Below are 17,944 nucleotides of genomic sequence, written 5' to 3' on the forward strand. Positions count from 1 at the left end.
GAGCCCCCTCAGAGCGCTGTCACCAGTTTGGGCTAGAGCAGCATCCCTAACAAATCCTTGCCTAAATATTACTTATGCCCAGAATTAGGCGCGCTAAGGCTCCGATTTCATAGGATTTTACAAGTTGCGCTGGTGGCGCCAAAGGACCGAGAAATGCACGCCCACAAAAGAGTTCGTGAATGTGGGACACGACTGACCGCTACTCTTAAGAGCTCACTTGCAGAACTTACAACACGCTGGTGGGCTGCGTACTTTTACGGATCAAAGCGGCAATACGTCTTAGGGAGACATTCCGAGCCATGAGGTTCGGGCAACCCTGTTGATGCCTGATAGTTTCGCCGCACAGCGGCGCACGTAGAGATGTCTGTGTCCCGACGAACCGCTGCGCTTTGGGCCCTGCCTTTGCGGCCCATGTTGCAGTCACCAACGACGTGCTCCTGCGATGGCGGCACAAGATCGCTGCAACCCGTCACAACGCAAAACGGCCGCGCTTCCCTGTAGAGGAAACGCGGCCGCTTCTAAGGCACTGTGCCGATCAATCGGGTCTGATCAGAAGCGCCAGTTCAGGGTCATACGACCCTGATTGTTGGTCAGCACTCCGCGGCCAAGATCAGAAGTGCCGCTCACGCTAACGCTCAGATCATTGCCCAGCGACAATTGCGCGCCAGCATTGACGCTGACCCATTCCGGATCAAGCGCGTTGCTGATCGCGAAGGGCACATCGGAAGCACCGATAAAGTGCGCTGTCACGATATCTGCATTGTCCGCCAGTTCACGTGCATATGCGACTGAGCCAAAGGCGCTCAACTGGCCTTTGCTGCCAATGCCCGTGTCCAGCGATCCCATCAGGCCAACTTTTGCACCTGCTGATGTGAATGTGCGATCCAGCACCGTCAGCCCGAACTGGCCTGCGCCAAATTCGGTGTAACCGCCGATATTGTTGCGAACATAATCAAGGCTCGCCACCGGACCCATTTCAACACCTTTGGCGATGTCAAACGTGTAGCCCAGACGCATGCCTGAAAATGTCTGCGAGCCATCTGCTGCGCCATTGGCGTTGAGATATTGGCTGGCAAAATCGCCCTGTGCTGCCCGCTCGACACCGTATGTCTGCTCGGAAAAGCCGACATACATATCGGCAAAGCCATTGCCGAACTGGTAGGCGGCAAAGCCCGCGCCTGCGACACTGGTATCATCGGGACGCTGCGATGCGCCGATATTGGTGCCGGAATTGCGGATGCTGGTCATTGCGAAACCGACACTAAAGCCATCGGACACTTCCATATCCGCGCCAAGCGTCAGCTCACCCGATTGAGTGAAAGCGGCTTCTTCGAATGCATTAGCGCCCGTATTGCGGTCTGCACCGTTCAAGAACACGCCCGATACGGTAGAGAAAAAGCCCAGCTTGTTCTCTTCGCCCGGAGCTGTCCCTGCAATTGCAAAAGAAGCATTGCCCGCCGATGAGAAGCCCGCTGCCGCTTTGTTGGCGCCGCGCAAAGCCAGCGTGCGCTGACCCAATTGCCCGGTGAAACGCTGCGAGAAGCTGTTGGCGACCATGGATTGCCCAAACGCGCTGACCGGAGTCAACGAATTCAAAGTGGGCAACAGGCTGTCAAACCCGGCATTATCGATAACATCGAACAACCCGACGAAATTATCGCCCCGGCCAGAGAACCGCAGCGTATCGAGCGCTTGTCCGACACCTGTGAGATTGCCGGAAACCATATCGCCAATGCTGCGGGCATTGATCGTGACGATGACATCGCCGCCATCAATCCGGGTTTCAGCAAACAGGACAGGGGACCGCGTAAACAGGTTCACTTCCTGGAAATCACCCAGAATGGAATTGGCGCTGAGGACAACAGCCTCATCCCCAAAACGTGGGCGGCCAAGGCCTCTGATAGCCAAAGTTCCTGCAAGGCTTGCGTCCCCGCTGATATTCAACAGATCGGACTTAATCCGGCTACGCGAATAGGAGATATCAACCAGTAAGGCGCCCGATGAGGCTTGGATGTAATCGCCATCAATATTCAGCGTACCCGTGCCGCGAAGTTTGCCCGGTGCCAAACCGCCTGCAAGGTTGAAGAAAGCCTGCGTGTTAACGGTGCCCCCGCCCGACATAATGCCGCCAAACAGCGCCACGATGCCAGCATCCAAGGTGCCGTCGATTTTCGATGTGCCATCGAACTGCTCGACACCAATAATGGATGAGAAGGAGTAGGCGCTCGGCAAGATGAAGCTCGCATCGCCATTGTCGATCACAAGCTTATCAATCTCAACATCAAGATCGACCGTGGTGCGCCCGAAATTGTTGAGATGCACTTCGAAATATTGCGCAGGATTTTCAAACGCAGCGCCCGGTGTGCCATCGGTGTTTTGCGGGACGAACCCGGTTGAACCCGGCCCAAGCAGCACAGAGCTGTTGGGTGTGTCAGCGCCGAAATTGGGCGTGCCTTCGGGCGGCAGGAACGGCGAAGGCGCCGTGGAATTGCCCGAAATATCAATCCCGACAATCGTGCCGAGTTTGGGCCCTGCTTCATAAACGCCCGGCTCACTGCCGGTTGGCAGACCGTTTACAAGAGTGCCGGTGCCGTCATCGACAAAGAAGCCGGGATCGAGATCCTGCGTCCAGCGAGACGCATCAGACCACACGCCATTGCCCGCTTTGGCGGAGACATATTTGTATGCCGTGTTCTCCGAGATAAACTCAAAGAACGGATAGATCGGGTTGTAGAAGCTGATATCGCCGTATCCTTCGGGAACGCCGAAGAAATCAAACCCGCCCGACAGGACCGCTGTGACAATCGGGAAATCATAAAGCTCATCTACAATCAGTGGCGAACCACTGTCACCGCCCGCTGTCGCAACTTCGTTTGGCAGCGCATCATCATCGAAATAGTCGATCGCGCGAACCGCCTCCAAACTGTCGCATACTGGACCGAATGGGTCGAACACACATCCATCCAGCTCTTCCTGAGTGCGATCGGGGTTATCGAAGTCGGTGAAGTAAAAGGCCTGCGTCTCGAACCCGAAATCGGATGTCGGCGCAAAAGCGGGGAACAGGCTATCGCCCAGATCGGCAGGCGATGCGATCGCGCCCAGCATATTTTCGCCAACGCGGCGCAGGAAGCCAATCCCTTCAGAACCACCGCCTTCAACACCGTTGGCAACACCGAATGTGCCGTATCCAACTTGGACGACATGAGTCAGCTCATCCAGCGGGGTCAGCAGAATGGGCATTGAGGGAATATCGGTGATCGGCGCGTCCACAGCGACCAGAGCGATATCAGCCCATGGGAAGGCTAAGCCGCCATTTTCCTGGTTGGAGGATGCGTGGATCACAACGTCCGTGCTCGTCGCGACGCCGCCTTCATTATAGCCAGCGCCTGTGCCCAGATACTCGAAAAAGCGCACCGAGCTATCAACGCCGGACGAGATCAGCACCGATGTGTCGCCCGTGCCGGGTGTGCCGTAAGCTTCTGATGGCCGGCTGTTCAAACAGTGCGCCGCTGTCAGCACCGTGCGCGGATTGATGACCGTGCCCGTGCAATTGAAGAAAATGCCGCCGGTGACATTGTCTTGAATAAAGAGCTGAACAACCGATGGCTGCGTGTTGTTGACATCAATGATACCGCCAACGCCAACATCATCGCGCGCGATGATTTCCGGGCTCGCAGGCACTGGGACCGCTTCATAATTTTCAGGAGTGGCGAATGTGGATGCCATCGAAAGGTCGGGCGCCATCACGGTGGACAGACGCTGATTGATCTGAAAACCTTCAAACGTGCCGCGCGCTTCCAGTGCGACCGTTTCTTCGCTGTTTTCATTTTCTGATGCCATTGCTGGCACGGCGAGACCGCCTGCGAGCCCGATAACACCGACGCCCAGCAGTAATTTCATCTTTTGCATAGATAGCCCCTTGATTGGTCGAGCCCCTCTCGACTCGATGAAGCTACTCTGAACCTGAGCAAAACAACAAACATCACTCGCCCGAGTGGATAAGTTCGCAATAAAGTTGCGTTTACACCCGCGCAGGCGCACGGTTTTTACTCAGTGTTTACTATAGTGCAAGCTAATGTCCTGATTTGGGACGGTTTTTTGCACGAGGTCTGGCAAGTAATGACCGACAGGGGCATCGCCCCGCAGGTCAGATCGCTCAATAAGAGCCTTTCGCGGCCAACACTGCTGGCACAGTTTGCAGCAAGATACGCACATTGTCTGCGACACGGCCCTTGCGCACATAGACCACATCGAACGCGACGCGCCGGCGATAGGCGACATCGTTGCGGCCACTGATCTGCCATAGCCCGGTGATACCGGGGCGCACGGCGCAATAATGCGCGAAATACCGTCCGTATTTCTTGATCTCGCCTTCAACAATCGGGCGCGGTCCGACCAGGCTCATATCGCCGATCAAGACGTTGAACAGCTGCGGCAACTCATCAAGGCTGCTTTTGCGCAGGAAATTCCCAATGCGGTGGACGCGCGGGTCATTCTTCAGCTTGTGATCCTTGGCCCATTCAAACCGCGACGCCGCGCAGTTTTCAAGCAGACGATCCAACCGCTCTTTCGCATCCACTTCCATGGTGCGGAATTTGTAGCAGTCAAATTTCTTACCGCCGCGCCCAATGCGTTGCTGTTTGAATAAGACCGGCCCTTTGGAAGAAATCATAATGCCAAGCGCGATAAGCACCATTAAAGGTGCAGCCATCACCAGCAAGAAAAACGAGCCGACACGGTCGATGATCTTTGCTGACACAGGGTCATCAATAATGAAATCGCTCCGAGAGATAATCCTCGGGCGTTCATATTGTGCAAGTTTCCGCGCCTGACCGCCGGACATTGCCGAATCCCCTAAACCTGGTTGAACCTTAAAAAGGCGCTAACACCGGATTAGGAGCTTTGAAACTGTTCTGATTCGCAAGGTCGAAGTTTGCCCCAGAATGTAACACTCAAGCGACATTGTCTTATACCGCAATCAGAGCCTCAAAATGGGACAAAATGGGCGCTATGAGAAAAGACTGACAAGGCCGTAGCCAGCGCCGATCACCAGCGCCCAGCTGGCCCCAATTCCCGCCAGCAATATGAGCAATCGCGTCGAACGTTGATACTTGCCCGCGCGCGCACGACCAGCTTTCTGGTCTCCCACTTTCCTGCGGAGGAAAGCGGACGTCATTGTCGGTTCAAGCGTTACAGCAAGCAAATTGGCATCGTGCCTGCGACCACGAATAGCTGGCATCGTTTGTCTCCCGGTGCGGCTCGTTTTCGAGCTCAGCCGGTATATAAGCACGATCGTTAGCGAATTGCTACGCTAGAAGCTGTATCTGACCCCTGCCGAGATCGAATTTTGTATAAAGTCATTAAGGCCGGTGCGATCAAAGTACCGCCCCTCAAGCAGGAAGCTCCAGCGGCGATCCAGTCTGTAATCGACAAGGAAACCGGCATTCCACCGGCGACCATCGCGATCAGAATTGCCAAGATTGAGATCGGCGTAACCCAGCCGCCCGGTCAGAACGAGATTGCGCAGCAATTCATGTTCGATCTGCACTCGGCCTTCGGTGCGCAGCAAGCCGGTAAATTCCGGGTTGAGCGTTTCATCCACTTGCCTCAGCGCTGAAAATGCCACTGATGTGAGCGGCGTGACATTCCACAAGACATCCGCCTGGAATGCCAATCCCTCGATTGGGTTGAGAGTGGGATCATCGAAATTCTGCCGCAAATACCCGGCGCGCACATCCAGATACAATAGCTCGGTCACCTGCTGGCCGTATCCAGCTTCAAACCGGAAGCCGTCCGATGATCGATCGATGAAATCAACGACCACAAATTCTTCGAACAGGGGGGCAAGTTCCGCGTCGCGCTTATCAATTTGAGCTTGCACGTAGAAACGCTGATCACGCGAGCGGGCAAAGGATGCCCGCACCGTGCCGCGATAGGTTTCAAAATCGCGAAAGCTTAAATCAAACAGAGTGCCGCCCACATTGACATCGCCCTGAAACGATACCGCTCGCAAACGCCCTTCTGCGCTGACCCGGAAAGGACCAAATTCCTTGGCCACGCCGCCAGTGGCTTGAACATTGGTGAACGACACAGGCTGCGCTGTAACCACATCGAACGCGTCAATATTGCGGCGCTGTTCGTTATTGCGTTCAAGCAGCACGCCCAGATTGTATTCAAACCCGGTGCCAATCCCTTGACGAGTGGTCGCATCCAGCCGGAACTGCTCTGCATTCTCGCTAGAGATATCGGTGAAACGGCGAAGGTCCGCTGACAGATTAACGCGGGTCTCGCCATCTTCGCGCCGATCGCGCAGCAGGATATTGGGCCGCAGCGATACGATCAGATCGTCGCGCTCATTGGTCTCGGTCGCAAAGACGTTGTCGTTATATTCAACGTCCAGATCAATCGATGGAAACATTTCAAACCCGCCAACAGGTATCGGCGTGCTGGAAAATTCCGGCGCATTGCGCTCGGCAACCGATTGCGCCTGACGGTCCGATTGCGCAGACGCGCTGGCGGCAGGCAAAGCTATTGCGGCCCCTGCCCCAGCAAAGATTGCGGCGCTTTTTACAATGCTGGCAGCGCGCAGGCCGCCTGTGGCTTTCGCCCCATTGGCTTTCGCCATCGTCAGTTTCCCCCTGATATGAACTTGACCGTTAATTGACGTAATAGCCGCGGAATTTCTTCGTATAGGCATAGACATCACCGTCGCCCGTGCTGGCGAATTTCTTGATATTGACCTGGCTGAGCGCGAGCCCGGTGATCTTTGCCCCGGCCTCAAGCAGCATATCGACCACCGCTTCGACCGCGCGGATTGATGTTTTCTTCCACTGGGTAACCAGCAGCACGCGGTCCACGGCCGCTGCAATAACCCGGCCTTCTGCAATGGCCAGGATCGGTGCGGTATCGACCACAACCACATCGTAGCGATTGCGCAGTTCATTGATCATTTCACGGATTTTGTCATCCGTCATCGGATTGCCCGCATCATCGGACCCGTCATTGCTGCCAAGCAGATCAAGCCCGGTGCGCGGATCGGTGTAAATACACGCATCCAGATCAGCCCGGCCATGCAGGTAATCATAGATGTCGTGTTCGCTTTCATAATCGAGCAGCTCGCTCGATCCGCGGCGGCGCAAATCGGCATCCACCAATATGGTTTTCACGCCCACCATCGCAGTCGCCCGGCCAAGGCAGACAGAAGTGGTGGTCTTGCCCTCTCCCGGCAGCGCCGAAGTGATGGCGATAGCGCGCGGGCGTTTGCCCGGTGACAATGTGAGGAAAGTCTGGATGGACCGGAAGCTTTCGGCAAACAAGGATTTGGGATTGTTCACCACATATTCCTGCGGCGGCTCCAACGCCATGCGCCCTTTAATCGTTGAGCGCAGGGTCGGGATTGCGCCAGCATAGCGCAGCCGCAAACGCCGTTCGACATCGCGTTTGGTCTGCACCCCGCGGCGCAGATATTCCGCGATAAAGATCGAAGCAAAGCCCAGCACAAACCCGGCCAGCATCGCCAAGACCAAAGTCAGCGGGTAATTGGGGCTCGATGGGCTGTTTGGCACCGATGCACGCGCGGCAAAGCTGGCATCTGGCAGCGCGCTGTCGCGCAGGGCGACATTTTCCTGTGAGCGTTCAAGGAAGCTTTGATAGATCGACGTTGCCGCCTGCGCTTTCTGCTCAAGCTCGCTAAGGCCAGCCTGCGCGCGGCTATTGGCGGTCAAAGTGCCCAGCGCCTGCTCCCTGCTCCCAGCCAGTGAGGACACCCGCGACTGCGCGGTTTGCACCTCGGCTTGCAGGCTGGAGATGACCCGGTTGATTTCCTGCTGGATGCGGGTTTGGATCTCAATCAATTCCGATTGTGTTTGGCGGCGTTCAGGATGCAATTCGCCATAGCGCTCTGTCAAAACGGCCAATTGTGCGCCCACGCGCGCTTCTTGTTGGCGAAGGCTGGTGATCGTGCCCGATCCCAAAGCCGCGCCAACATCCGCACCGCCCCCGCCGCGCGCCAATTGTTCACGTGCCGCGCTAAGCCGCCCCTGTTTTTCCGCCAGATCGGCCTGAGCAGAAGCGAGCTGCTGGTTGAGATTGGATACTTCCTGTTCGGCATTGCTGCCGCCATTTGCGCTAACGAGGCCGCGCGATGCACGGTAATTGTCGAGCTGGGTCTGCGCATCGATTGCATTGCGCTCAAGCTCGGTCAGACGCTCTGAAATAAACGCCTGCGTCGCGGCAGACCGCTGCAATTTGTCATTCACTTGCGATTGCAGATACGCCTCTGCCAGAAGATTGGCAGCAGCCGCGACAAAGATATTGTCCGGACCCTTTGCCGAAATATCGATGACTTTGGTCGAACCAGAACGCACAACACTGGTCGCGTTTCGGATGCGATTGCCCAGGCTTTCAATTTCAGCAGGCGTAAATTCATCACCATCGGGCGATGCAAAGCGTTCCGCATACAATTGGCCCGCAATCTCGGAAACCAAAGGCGAACCAATCAGGCGGATCTCGGTGTCAATTTCATCGGCATTGGGGATCAGCGAATTTTCATTCGGCCCCGATGTGCGCACAGGATCGGTTGCCGGTTCGATCAGCAGGCTGGCGCGCGCGGTGTATTCAGGTGTCACTGTCAGCAAATAGGCGACAGCCGCCAGCACAGCAGCCAGAATACAGCCGAGGAACAGCCACAGATTGCGGCGGAACACCTGCCACAAAAAGCTGGGATCGGGCAGCAAAGGTGTGCGCTGAGAGGCCTCTGAAGGGCCATCATCATCGTCTAGATCGTCTACTGGAACTTCAATTTTCACGTAGGTTTCCCGTTCGTGCCGACAATGACTTACAACTCTAGGGCTTTTTTCCTTGCGCCAATCCCTGTGTGACATGGTGGATTTGCCTTATCCACCCTTGAACATTCAAAAATTGCACCGGAACAAGCCGACCAGAGCCGCGATTATTAGCTCTAGTCAGATTGAAGCGCGTTTCATAGGAAGCAGTCGACCTTTCGACACAGTTTTTCAGACGAAGCGTGCCATAAATGCAACCTTGCGCCCCACCACCCATATTTATCGTCGGCGCGCCGCGTTCGGGGACGACTATGCTGGCGGCCATGCTGGCTTCGCATCCCCATTTATCAGCCGGGCCGGAAACGCAGTTTTTCAGCAAATTGCCCACCCTTTCGCTTGAACAGGCAGCGCGCGATCCTGATTGGCCGCGCGCGGGGGCCGGTCTGATTGCCTCGCTTACACTGGCCGAACAGGATGTGAGCGCCCTGTTCGGGACAGACCGCGATCAATTGACCCGCTATTTGGAGCAGCGCGAACCGGGGATTGCCGCTTTGCTGGAAGCGCTGGTGGTGCCCTTTGCCCAGCGGCAGGGCAAAACGCGCTGGGTGGAAAAAACGCCCAATCATATCGAGCACCTGCCAACAATACGAAAGCTGTGGCCCGATGCGCGCATCATTCGCATCCTGCGCGATCCCCGCGATGTGGGGCTTTCTACGCGTAAATTGCCGACATTCAGCGACCATATCCTGCCCAATATCTATCTGTGGCAGCAATGGAATGCGGCAGCTGAGCCGTTTCTTGAAGCAGATGCGGGCTCTACCACGGTTCGGTATGAGGACATTGTCGATGATGCAGCAGGCGTGCTGCAATCGATCTGCGATCATATCGGGGAGGATTTTGATCCCGCGATGATCGAGTTTGGCCAGTCCGCACAAAGTGTATCCACCGCTAATGAAAGCTGGAAAGGGCAAGTGGCAGACGGGATGACGAACGCGCGCAAATATGCCTGGCGCGCTGATTTACCGCCCGAAATCAGGCAGGTGTGCGATATGGTTTGCCATGAATTGCTGATCCGGCACGGCTATGACCATGGCCCGGCCCCGGCGCGCACGCGGACTGCATTTCGCATGTCACGCGGGTTTGTCGAAGCGCAAGAAAACGCCCTCATCGATCAGGCATCGCGCGGCATCCGCTGGTTGCCCAGCGATGATCCAGAGACAGCCGACAGGATTGTCGATCACCCGCAATATGCCCGCTTTCGCCATCCGGTGATGCTGGCCAAGCTTGCCCTTGGTAAAATACAGGCGCAATTGGAACGGCGCGGATAGCGCGGGACCGCCTAGCCGACCTTATCGGCCACCTTCTGCGCCAATCGGCCCGCTTTATGCTGCGCAGTGATGGCCGTGCGTTTGACCCCGGACAGCTTTTTGCCCGAAGCGATTTCCTCCACGGCAATCCGATAAGCGGGATGATCAATCCATTCACCGCAGAAATGCACGATGGCCGGTTCGACCATGCGCCCGTGCTTTTCAAATCGGCATTCGCCTTTTAAAATGTCGAGATGCACCGGCCCTGTCGCATTCAGCGGCGTGCGCATCAACCGGCCCCCATCATCGTACAGATCGGTCAGCCCCATTTTCGCGCAGGCAAGGCCAATCAGCGTTTCTTCGCCCGGCCCTGCTGCATCAAAATCGAGAATGCCAAGCTCGCTTTGCCGGTGGCGGATGGCTTCGGCTTCGCCAAACACTTGGGCCGCGATGTCGCCTTTGCGAAAGAAATACACCCCGCCATTGAATTTGGGAAAGCGCGCGCCGCCCACTTTTTCAAGTGCTGCGCCCACATCCTCCAGCCACAAATCTTTATCGCCAGCGGTAAGGTAGGTGTTGACCACCGGCGAGAAATCCCATGCGCGGATGGCGTCCAATTGCGCGGTAAAATCGCGCGTGACCAGGCAATCGCTGTCGATGAACAAGGTTTCTTCAAATGGGGAATATTCGTAAATCCGCGTCTTGAGCACTGTCCCCGCTTCGGCAAAGCTTTCCATGCGGACCTGATGGTCAAACGGCGCGACCGGATCTGCCCGGTCGGTGACCAGACAGATCGGCAGATGGTGCACGTGCCGCTTTACCGATTGCGCGAGCGAAATCGCCTGGTCGACATATTTCTGCCGGCCATAAGCCATCGTAATCAGTCCCAATTTCGCGCTGCTGTGCATTTCGCGTTCGCAATCCTACAATGATGCGCTTATTGCCAAGCGCGTGTCGAAACGATCTTTACCAGACATTTCTTCAATTTGCCTAAGCGTATTCACCAAGGTGTTTTGAGACAGAACAATGCGCGGCGTCTACCGATTAAAAGTGATCTATCAATGGTTAAGAGCCAAGATCCTGCTGGCCCGCGCGCTGCGGGCGGTCCAGCGGTTCCCTGTTGTGAGAGACAGAGACGCAGTACCGCACGGTCTTGATGCGCCGCTGATCATCACACTCACATCCTATCCACCGCGATTTGGCGATCTGGCAAAGACATTGCGATCGCTGCTCGATCAAAAAGTACCCGCCGATACGGTCCAATTGTGGATCGCGCATGAGGATATGGACGCGGTGCCGCATGATGTGCGCGCATTGGAGCCAGCGGGGCTGGAGATAAAGCCGTGCGCCGATACGCGCAGCTATAAAAAACTGATCCCTGCGCTCAATCAGCGGCCCGATTGTTTCTATGTGACAGCTGACGATGATGTCTATTATCCGCCGGACTGGTTGGCGAGCCTTGTGGGGCGCGCAAAACAGCATCCCGGCGCTGTGATCGCGGCCCGGTCTCACATGGCGCTGCGCGATGCAGCGGGCATGCTGGCGCCCTATGCCACGTGGGAACTGGCCGCATCGCAAACCGAAAACCGCGATGATGGCCGCGTGCTGTTTCCCACAGGGGTTGGCGGCATCCTGTATCCGCCCGGCTGTTTTGCCGATGATGTCCTGGATGAGGCGCTGTTTACGCAGCTGTGCCCAAGGGGCGATGATATCTGGTTTTTCTGGATGGCGCGCAAAGCGGGCACGCGGCATGTGCGCGTTCCGGGCCATTTCGACATCGTTGATTGGCCCCATTCGCAGGACGTCGCGCTGGCCGCGCAGAACCTCTATTCCGATGGCAATGATGAGCAAATTCGCGCGATGGAAGCGCATTTTGGCCCCGTCCCTGATCTTGGTCCATCCGCAGGCAAGCGCGCATGAGCACGCGGATCAGCTTCCTTGTCCCAACCTATAACCGCGCCGATTACATCGCCGAGGCTATCGGTTCGATCCTTGCCCAGATGGATGACACAGACGAGATTATCATTGTCGATGACGGGTCCGATGATGACACATCGCAGGTGCTGGCGCAGTTTGGCACAGCGATCACGCATATGCGGCAGGACAATGCTGGAAAATCGGTCGCTCTCAATCGCGCGATGCAGCAGGCGCGCGGCGAATATATCTGGATCTGCGATGATGACGATGTTTTGTGCCCCGAAGCGGTCACCACTTTGCATGGCCTGATTGAGCGGACGGGGGCAGATTATGTCTTTGGCCGCTATGCCAAATTCACGCATCGCGGCGGTGTGCGCGTGGACCTGGGCATGGCGCATCGGCCGTCTTTGGAGGAAGGGTCTCCCGCGCGCCATATCTTCGAAGATGCGTTTGTCATGCACAACGCTGCGCTTGCCCGGCGCAGCCTTTATGAGGCCGCCGGGCCGTTTGATCCCGCCATGCTGCGCGCACAGGATTACGATATGTTTGTGCGGATCGCGATGCGCGGCCAGGCGGCCTTTACCGATGATCTTATTTTCTGGCAGCGCAAACACGAAGGCGCGCGCGGGCCTTCTGCGATGCTGCATGATGCGGGCCAGTCAAACACGGTTTGGCAGGACTATGACGCGCGCATTTTTGAACGGGTTTACCGCGATGTGCCGCTGTCCTTCTTTGAAGGGATGTTCGCAAGCGCCAAGACTGAATTGGTTCAGCGCGCCGCTCTCCTCCAGCGCGCGACCATTATGGCGCGGCATGATCTGTGGGACCATGCCATCGCCGATTGGAAAGCCGCAGCCGCTTTATCCGATGCGCCTTTGACAGCAGTGGAAAACGGCATTTGCCGCAGGGCTATGGCGGGCAAGCACGGATTTGCAGGCGCGCTTGCGCCCGGTGCTTTGGCCGAATTGCGCGCGCTTGGGCAAAGCAGCCCGGCAGGGCGCGCGATCGTTTGCGAACTCATCGAAGGGTTGGTGTGGCGCCTGCGAGGTCCCGATGAAATCCAGCGTCAGCAGGCGTGGCAATTGATCGGGCAATTGCACGGATATGGTGATCTGGCGCAGGCGATATTGCGCCGGGTGCTGCGCCGTTCAAACCCCGCACACACCGATCAGGCCGTCACTGAATTGTCTGAGATAGCGCTGTTGACCTGAAGCGGTTCTGATTGCGGCTTTGCGTTCAGATGCTGCGCCAAACGCAAAGCGAGCGCAACGATGGTTTGGGTGGGATTGGCATGGCCGCCGGTCGCAAAAACCGATCCGCCGACAACCGACAAATTGGCAGTCCCATGCACTTGCAAATTGGCATCCACGACGCCGTCTTTCGGGCTATCGCTCATCCTTGTGCCGCCAAGCTGGTGCAAACTATCCCTGCGAACGGCCACATCAATCCGGTCCGGCGTGATCCCTTCGGCGGGTCGCATCTGGCCAAGACCTGATTGCGCGATAAAGCCGCCAAACGCCTGCATAGTCTTGTAAACAGTGCGGCGATCGGTTTGGCCGATTGTCCAGTGAACCTTTGCGCGCGGCTGGCCCAGCGGATCAAGCTCATCCGCAAGCCCGATATGGCTCGCATGATCGACGGTTTGTTCCGTATCCATTTCGACCAGAACGCGCGCTTTGTCGTAATGCACGGTTTCGCCAAGCATGCGCCCCTTTGCAGCGGCCAGCCAGCCGCGCGGGGAATACCCTCTCTTGGGGACATAGCGAAGGACGATGGACGCATTGCCCAGCTGGTTTGTGCGAGCGAAATCGGGATTGATCGCCATACCAGTTTCGGCAATCGCACGCCCTTTTTTGCGCACTATGCCAAAGGCGCGCTGCAATGCGCCAAGTTGCACGCTGTCTGCCTCAATCTCGCCTGCATCAAGGCGCAAATGCTGGCCAAAACCCCGCCCCAGCCACGGGGCAACGCCGGCCAAAATTTCCGGATTGGCGCGCTGCGCCGCAAGCAGCATTCGGCATGCCTCAACGCAGCCTGTCGCGATGACGAAATGGCGCGCTTTCACCAGCACATTGCGGCCATCGCGCGTCACCAATTGCACCGCTTTCACTTCGCGGTGGGTCGCCATGATCTGAGTGCAATGCGCGGCATGGATGATGGATCGTTTCGCGCCCTGAAACGCCGATTTGAGATGCGCGCCAAAGCGGAGGGCTTCGCCCGGTTCAGGTTCGGCAAACCGCCAGGTTGCAGGCACCAGCCGTCCGTCAGCCTGCGCCTTTTGCGCAATCAGCGCGTCTCCCACGTCATCGCGGGGCAAACCCATCAATTGGGCCGCTTTATCGCACCAGGACAGAACCTCATCATGGCTGACCGGCCAACCCGTTTCGCTGATCCAGGGACGATCAGCAAAATCATAAGCATCCAGAGGAATGCAGCGCCCCGTCCAGCGAAGGCTCGCCCCGCCGATACCGCGCACACGCACTGCATCAATCTTCGACAATTCGCCTGTATTGATCGAATGGAATACGTGATGCGTGCGCACATCGGTGGCGACATTGCCGCTTTCAATTACGATGCAATCGCGGTCGAGATGCGCTGCAAGGCTTAACCCGGCAGGCCCGCCTCCGATAATTGCGATATCTGTAGTTATGACGCTTTCGTGGACATCATCGGCTGAACGGATGGTCATTGCGTCAATCTATCAAAATCGTCCGATGTAAGGAGCGCGCGCGCTGCCATGATGTTTTCCTGCTGTCCCCTGAACCGATCAAGCAATATGTCCCGCACCGCAGTCGGCCTGCGCATCAAAAACCATGCTGTCCTGACCCCGCCGCGGTATTTGCGGGTTTCTAAAGCCTCGCGGTGAATGACTTTCTCTTCAAGATGCCTGACATGTTTGGTTATCGCCGCTTTATCCCTGCCTGACAGATGCGGGCTGCGGCTGATTGTGCGCGATGCTGTCAAAAAGGCTCGCAAATGAGAGATTGAATGCTGCGCGCTTAATGAATTGGGGCGGACCAAAGCGTTGTATCCGCATGCCTCGATCAAGGTGTAACGCGCGCCCAAGGCAAGCATTTGCGTATACAGCACGAAATCTTCGCCCAATCGGCAGCGATCATCAAATGCAAGGTCGTGCTCCAACAGAAAAGCGCGGCGGATCACCGGCTTTAAAAAGCCCAGTTCCGTGCGATTGTCATTGCGGCGGCCAAGATTGCCCAGCACAAAGGTTTCGAAATCTATGCTGCAGGACCGGCCTGCTTCACCCGGCGGAGTGCTGGCCGCTGGTACAGCGTTGTGATCATGCGTGAAATGCAGATTGTCGGCGCACAAATCCCAGTTTTTCTGCGCCAGAATGGCCTTGAACCGCCCCGGCAAAAACGCATCATCGGAATCGAGCACAGCGACATAAGGCGCATCCGTTTGTGCCAAAGCGACATTGCGCGCAGCAGACGGGCCTTGATTGAAAGCCTGCTTGATCGTGATAAGCCGTGGGTCGCCCTCGCCCGCAGCTTTCGCGATATCCAGCGTCGCATCGCTGGAACAGTCATCCACGACAAACACTTCGCGCGTTTCGGACTGTATCAAAGCGCTTTTGACAGCGGTCGCAATCGTCTTTTCCGCGTTGAAAGCGGCGATAATCACCGCCACGCAAGGGTCTGTCGTTTCAATCTGTGACACGCATGTGGTCCCTGCTGCCTAAAAAGCGTGCGGCGTTGACATCCCCGCACACTTGCCCTTGTTGCAGCGCACAAAGACTGCAATCAAGCTTTATCGCCTGAAAGGAGGCACATTTGCGACTGGGCTATCTGGTGCACAATCTGAATGATGCCGCGGTGGAGCGCCGGTGCCGGATGCTGGATGCAGGTGGGGCCGCCATTACCCTTGCAGGATTTTGCCGCGACGAGGATGTCGGCGCGGCAGCAAAAGCGCGCGGGGCGATGATGCTGGGCCGCTCGCACGATGCCGCTTTGGCGGCGCGCGCGATGATGACGATAAAGCACGCTTTTGCGAAAGCTCGGCTGCAAGAATTTTTCGATGATTGCGATGCGATTATCGCGCGCAATCTAGAGCAATTGGCGATTGCCATGCGCGTTTCAGATGGCCGTCCTGTGATTTATGAATGCCTTGATATTCACCGCGCTTTGCTGGGCAAAAGCATTCCGGCGCGCATGATCCAGGAGCTGGAACTTGCGCTGCTGCGGCGATCAGAGCTGCTGATCACATCATCGCCCGCTTTCATCCGCAATCATTTTGCCAAACGGCCCGTAAAAGGGGGCACCGTGCTCGTGGAAAACAAGCTGCTGCTTGATCCCATAGGCAGCGCGCCTGCCAAGCCCGATCGACCCCCTGCAGGCGAACGCCCGATCACCATTGGCTGGTTCGGGATGCTGCGCTGCAAGCGGACTTTGGCGTTTCTCACAGATCTGGTGGCACGGTCTGATGGGCGCATCAAGGTGCTGATTGCGGGCAAACCTTCACCTGCTGAATTGCCGCATCTGGAACGCGATGTCGCAGCGCAACTGGGTATGACTTTCACCGGCCCCTATGCCTATGACGACCTGCCTGATCTGTACGGGCAATGCGATTTTGCCTGGTCGATTGACTGGTTCGAAGAAGGGCTGAACAGCCAATGGCTGCTGCCAAACCGGATTTACGAAGCGATTGCTTACGGCGCGGTTCCCATTGCCCTTGCCGATGTTGAAGTGGGCCAGTGGCTGCGCGCAAAAGACGCAGGGATGGTGGTCGGACATGCAGACGAGGCGGCTGGCCAGCTGCTTGCCATGACCCCTGCTGATCTGGACGCGCTCCGCGCGCAAATAGCGGCGATTGATATTAATGCGGTGGTATGTTCGCTCCAGGAATGCCGCGAACTGGTACGCCTTATCGATGCTGCGGCCGACAGATGAGCGTGCTCGCGATCATCCCCTGCCTGGACGAGGCCGAGCATCTTGATGCGCTGCTTAGTCAGGTTCTGGCTGACCCCACCTATGGTCAAGTGGTCGTTGCCGATGGCGGCAGCAGTGATGGCAGTCTTGATATCATCGCTGCGCACCGCCTGCGCGATCCCAGATTGCAATTGCTGGACAATCCCGCCCGCATTCAAAGCGCCGGGATCAATCAGGCCGTGGCGCGGTTTGGCAGCTCGCATGAATGGTTGGTGCGTATTGATGCGCATTGCCTTTATCCCAGTGGTTACGGCGCGACCTTGCTGAAAATCGCGCAGGAAAAGCAAGCAGATGCAGTGGTCGTCCCGATGATCACCAAAGGCAAAGATGGCTGGCAGAAAGCCACTGCCATCGCGCAAAACAGCGTGCTGGGCACAGGCGGTTCAGCGCACCGCCATATGAGCGAGGGGCAATGGGTCGATCACGGCCACCATGCCTTGATGCGAGTGGATGCTTTTGCGCGGCTGGGCGGATATTGCGAGGCGATGCCGTGCAATGAAGATGCGGAATTTGATGTGCGGCAAGGCGATGCTGGCCTGCGCATCTGGCTCGACCCGTCCGCTGCCATCACCTATTTCCCGCGCAAATCTTTAGGCGCATTGGCACGTCAGTACTTTCGCTATGGCACGGGACGCGCGCGCACCGTTCGGCGGCACAAAGTGCGCATGAAACCGCGCCAGCTTGCGCCTGTGGCGATCTTTGCAGCTGTATGCGCAAGCCCGCTTGCCCTGCTGCACCCGATATTCGCGCTGCCCGTGCTCGGCTGGGCTTTGACCTGCCTTGTTCTGGGCGCGGTCGCAGGCCTGAAAGCAGGGGGCAGCGGAATGGGCCTTTTCGCAGGCATTCCGGCGATGATCATGCATGTGAGCTGGGGCGCGGGATTTGTGAAAGAATGGCTTTGGAATTGGGGCCGCGATCGTCCCAGATATGGACTGCAACAGGAAACCACCCACGAAAGCGCTTAGTTCGGCTGACATACAGGGCGCACGGT

The 17,944-nt window shown here is 57.1% G+C and carries 12 protein-coding genes; 5 read left to right on the plus strand and 7 right to left on the minus strand.

From position 1 onward, the window contains the following. Positions 1–549: 549 nt before the first annotated feature. From AC0V6L_RS02430 to AC0V6L_RS02445, 4 genes are all read right to left on the minus strand, one after another. The gene (locus AC0V6L_RS02430; protein ID WP_486152797.1) at positions 550–3,909 is read right to left on the minus strand and encodes an autotransporter domain-containing protein; all 3,360 of its coding nucleotides are present in this window, start codon (positions 3,907–3,909) and stop codon (positions 550–552) included. A 247-nt stretch (positions 3,910–4,156) separates the two neighbouring features. After that, positions 4,157–4,759, minus strand: a complete 603-nt coding sequence (locus AC0V6L_RS02435; protein ID WP_486152799.1) for a sugar transferase — start codon at positions 4,757–4,759, stop codon at positions 4,157–4,159. Between the two features lie 552 nt (positions 4,760–5,311). Continuing rightward, positions 5,312–6,625, minus strand: coding sequence for an outer membrane beta-barrel protein (locus AC0V6L_RS02440; RefSeq protein ID WP_486152801.1), 1,314 nt, complete (start codon positions 6,623–6,625; stop codon positions 5,312–5,314). 31 nt (positions 6,626–6,656) lie between these two features. Further along, positions 6,657–8,807 carry a GumC family protein gene (locus AC0V6L_RS02445; RefSeq protein ID WP_486152803.1) on the minus strand — a complete coding sequence of 717 codons (2,151 nt, stop codon included), beginning with the start codon at positions 8,805–8,807 and terminating at the stop codon, positions 6,657–6,659. Between the two features lie 227 nt (positions 8,808–9,034). Between AC0V6L_RS02445 and AC0V6L_RS02450 the strand changes: the two genes are divergently transcribed. Beyond that, positions 9,035–10,111, plus strand: coding sequence for a sulfotransferase family protein (locus AC0V6L_RS02450; RefSeq protein WP_486152805.1), 1,077 nt, complete (start codon positions 9,035–9,037; stop codon positions 10,109–10,111). Between the two features lie 11 nt (positions 10,112–10,122). On the opposite strand, the gene AC0V6L_RS02455 is transcribed toward AC0V6L_RS02450, so the two are convergent. Continuing rightward, entirely contained in the window at positions 10,123–10,998 is an 876-nt protein-coding gene (locus AC0V6L_RS02455; RefSeq protein ID WP_486152807.1) for a hypothetical protein, read from the minus strand. A gap of 118 nt (positions 10,999–11,116) precedes the next feature. On the opposite strand from AC0V6L_RS02455, the gene AC0V6L_RS02460 reads away from it, so the two are divergent. Together AC0V6L_RS02460 and AC0V6L_RS02465 are read left to right on the plus strand one after the other, a co-directional pair. Then, on the plus strand, positions 11,117–12,010 hold the full coding sequence (locus AC0V6L_RS02460) for a hypothetical protein (protein WP_486152809.1): 894 nt from the start codon (positions 11,117–11,119) through the stop codon (positions 12,008–12,010). Beyond that, positions 12,007–13,218 (plus strand): glycosyltransferase family 2 protein, encoded by a 1,212-nt coding sequence (locus AC0V6L_RS02465; RefSeq protein WP_486152811.1) that lies wholly within the window; start codon positions 12,007–12,009, stop codon positions 13,216–13,218. The genes AC0V6L_RS02460 and AC0V6L_RS02465 overlap by 4 nt, the downstream gene beginning before the upstream one ends. On the opposite strand, the gene AC0V6L_RS02470 is transcribed toward AC0V6L_RS02465, so the two are convergent. Both AC0V6L_RS02470 and AC0V6L_RS02475 read right to left on the minus strand, forming a co-directional pair. Continuing rightward, positions 13,176–14,696: a GMC oxidoreductase gene (locus AC0V6L_RS02470; RefSeq protein WP_486152813.1), complete on the minus strand. Its 1,521-nt coding sequence runs from the start codon at positions 14,694–14,696 to the stop codon at positions 13,176–13,178. The genes AC0V6L_RS02465 and AC0V6L_RS02470 overlap by 43 nt on opposite strands. Further along, entirely contained in the window at positions 14,693–15,685 is a 993-nt protein-coding gene (locus AC0V6L_RS02475; protein WP_486152815.1) for a glycosyltransferase family 2 protein, read from the minus strand. Before AC0V6L_RS02475 ends, AC0V6L_RS02470 begins: the two co-directional genes overlap by 4 nt. 113 nt (positions 15,686–15,798) lie before the next feature. Between AC0V6L_RS02475 and AC0V6L_RS02480 the strand changes: the two genes are divergently transcribed. Both AC0V6L_RS02480 and AC0V6L_RS02485 read left to right on the plus strand, forming a co-directional pair. After that, positions 15,799–16,914, plus strand: coding sequence for a glycosyltransferase family protein (locus AC0V6L_RS02480; RefSeq protein WP_486152817.1), 1,116 nt, complete (start codon positions 15,799–15,801; stop codon positions 16,912–16,914). Then, positions 16,911–17,918, plus strand: a complete 1,008-nt coding sequence (locus tag AC0V6L_RS02485) for a glycosyltransferase family 2 protein (RefSeq protein WP_486152819.1) — start codon at positions 16,911–16,913, stop codon at positions 17,916–17,918. The genes AC0V6L_RS02480 and AC0V6L_RS02485 overlap by 4 nt, the downstream gene beginning before the upstream one ends. The last annotated feature ends 26 nt before the right edge of the window (positions 17,919–17,944 follow it).

The organism is Erythrobacter sp. JB1-15 (assembly GCF_057365035.1).

What these genes read in the sequence shown, in the direction of transcription:
- AC0V6L_RS02430 (WP_486152797.1), bottom strand. Translation starts at nt 3,909, where the DNA reads ATGCAAAAGATGAAATTACTGCTGGGCGTCGGTGTTATCGGGCTCGCA.
- AC0V6L_RS02440 (WP_486152801.1), bottom strand. Translation starts at nt 6,625, where the DNA reads ATGGCGAAAGCCAATGGGGCGAAAGCCACAGGCGGCCTGCGCGCTGCC.
- AC0V6L_RS02450 (WP_486152805.1), top strand. Translation starts at nt 9,035, where the DNA reads ATGCAACCTTGCGCCCCACCACCCATATTTATCGTCGGCGCGCCGCGT.
- AC0V6L_RS02455 (WP_486152807.1), bottom strand. Translation starts at nt 10,998, where the DNA reads ATGCACAGCAGCGCGAAATTGGGACTGATTACGATGGCTTATGGCCGG.
- AC0V6L_RS02460 (WP_486152809.1), top strand. Translation starts at nt 11,117, where the DNA reads ATGCGCGGCGTCTACCGATTAAAAGTGATCTATCAATGGTTAAGAGCC.
- AC0V6L_RS02465 (WP_486152811.1), top strand. Translation starts at nt 12,007, where the DNA reads ATGAGCACGCGGATCAGCTTCCTTGTCCCAACCTATAACCGCGCCGAT.
- AC0V6L_RS02470 (WP_486152813.1), bottom strand. Translation starts at nt 14,696, where the DNA reads ATGACCATCCGTTCAGCCGATGATGTCCACGAAAGCGTCATAACTACA.
- AC0V6L_RS02485 (WP_486152819.1), top strand. Translation starts at nt 16,911, where the DNA reads ATGAGCGTGCTCGCGATCATCCCCTGCCTGGACGAGGCCGAGCATCTT.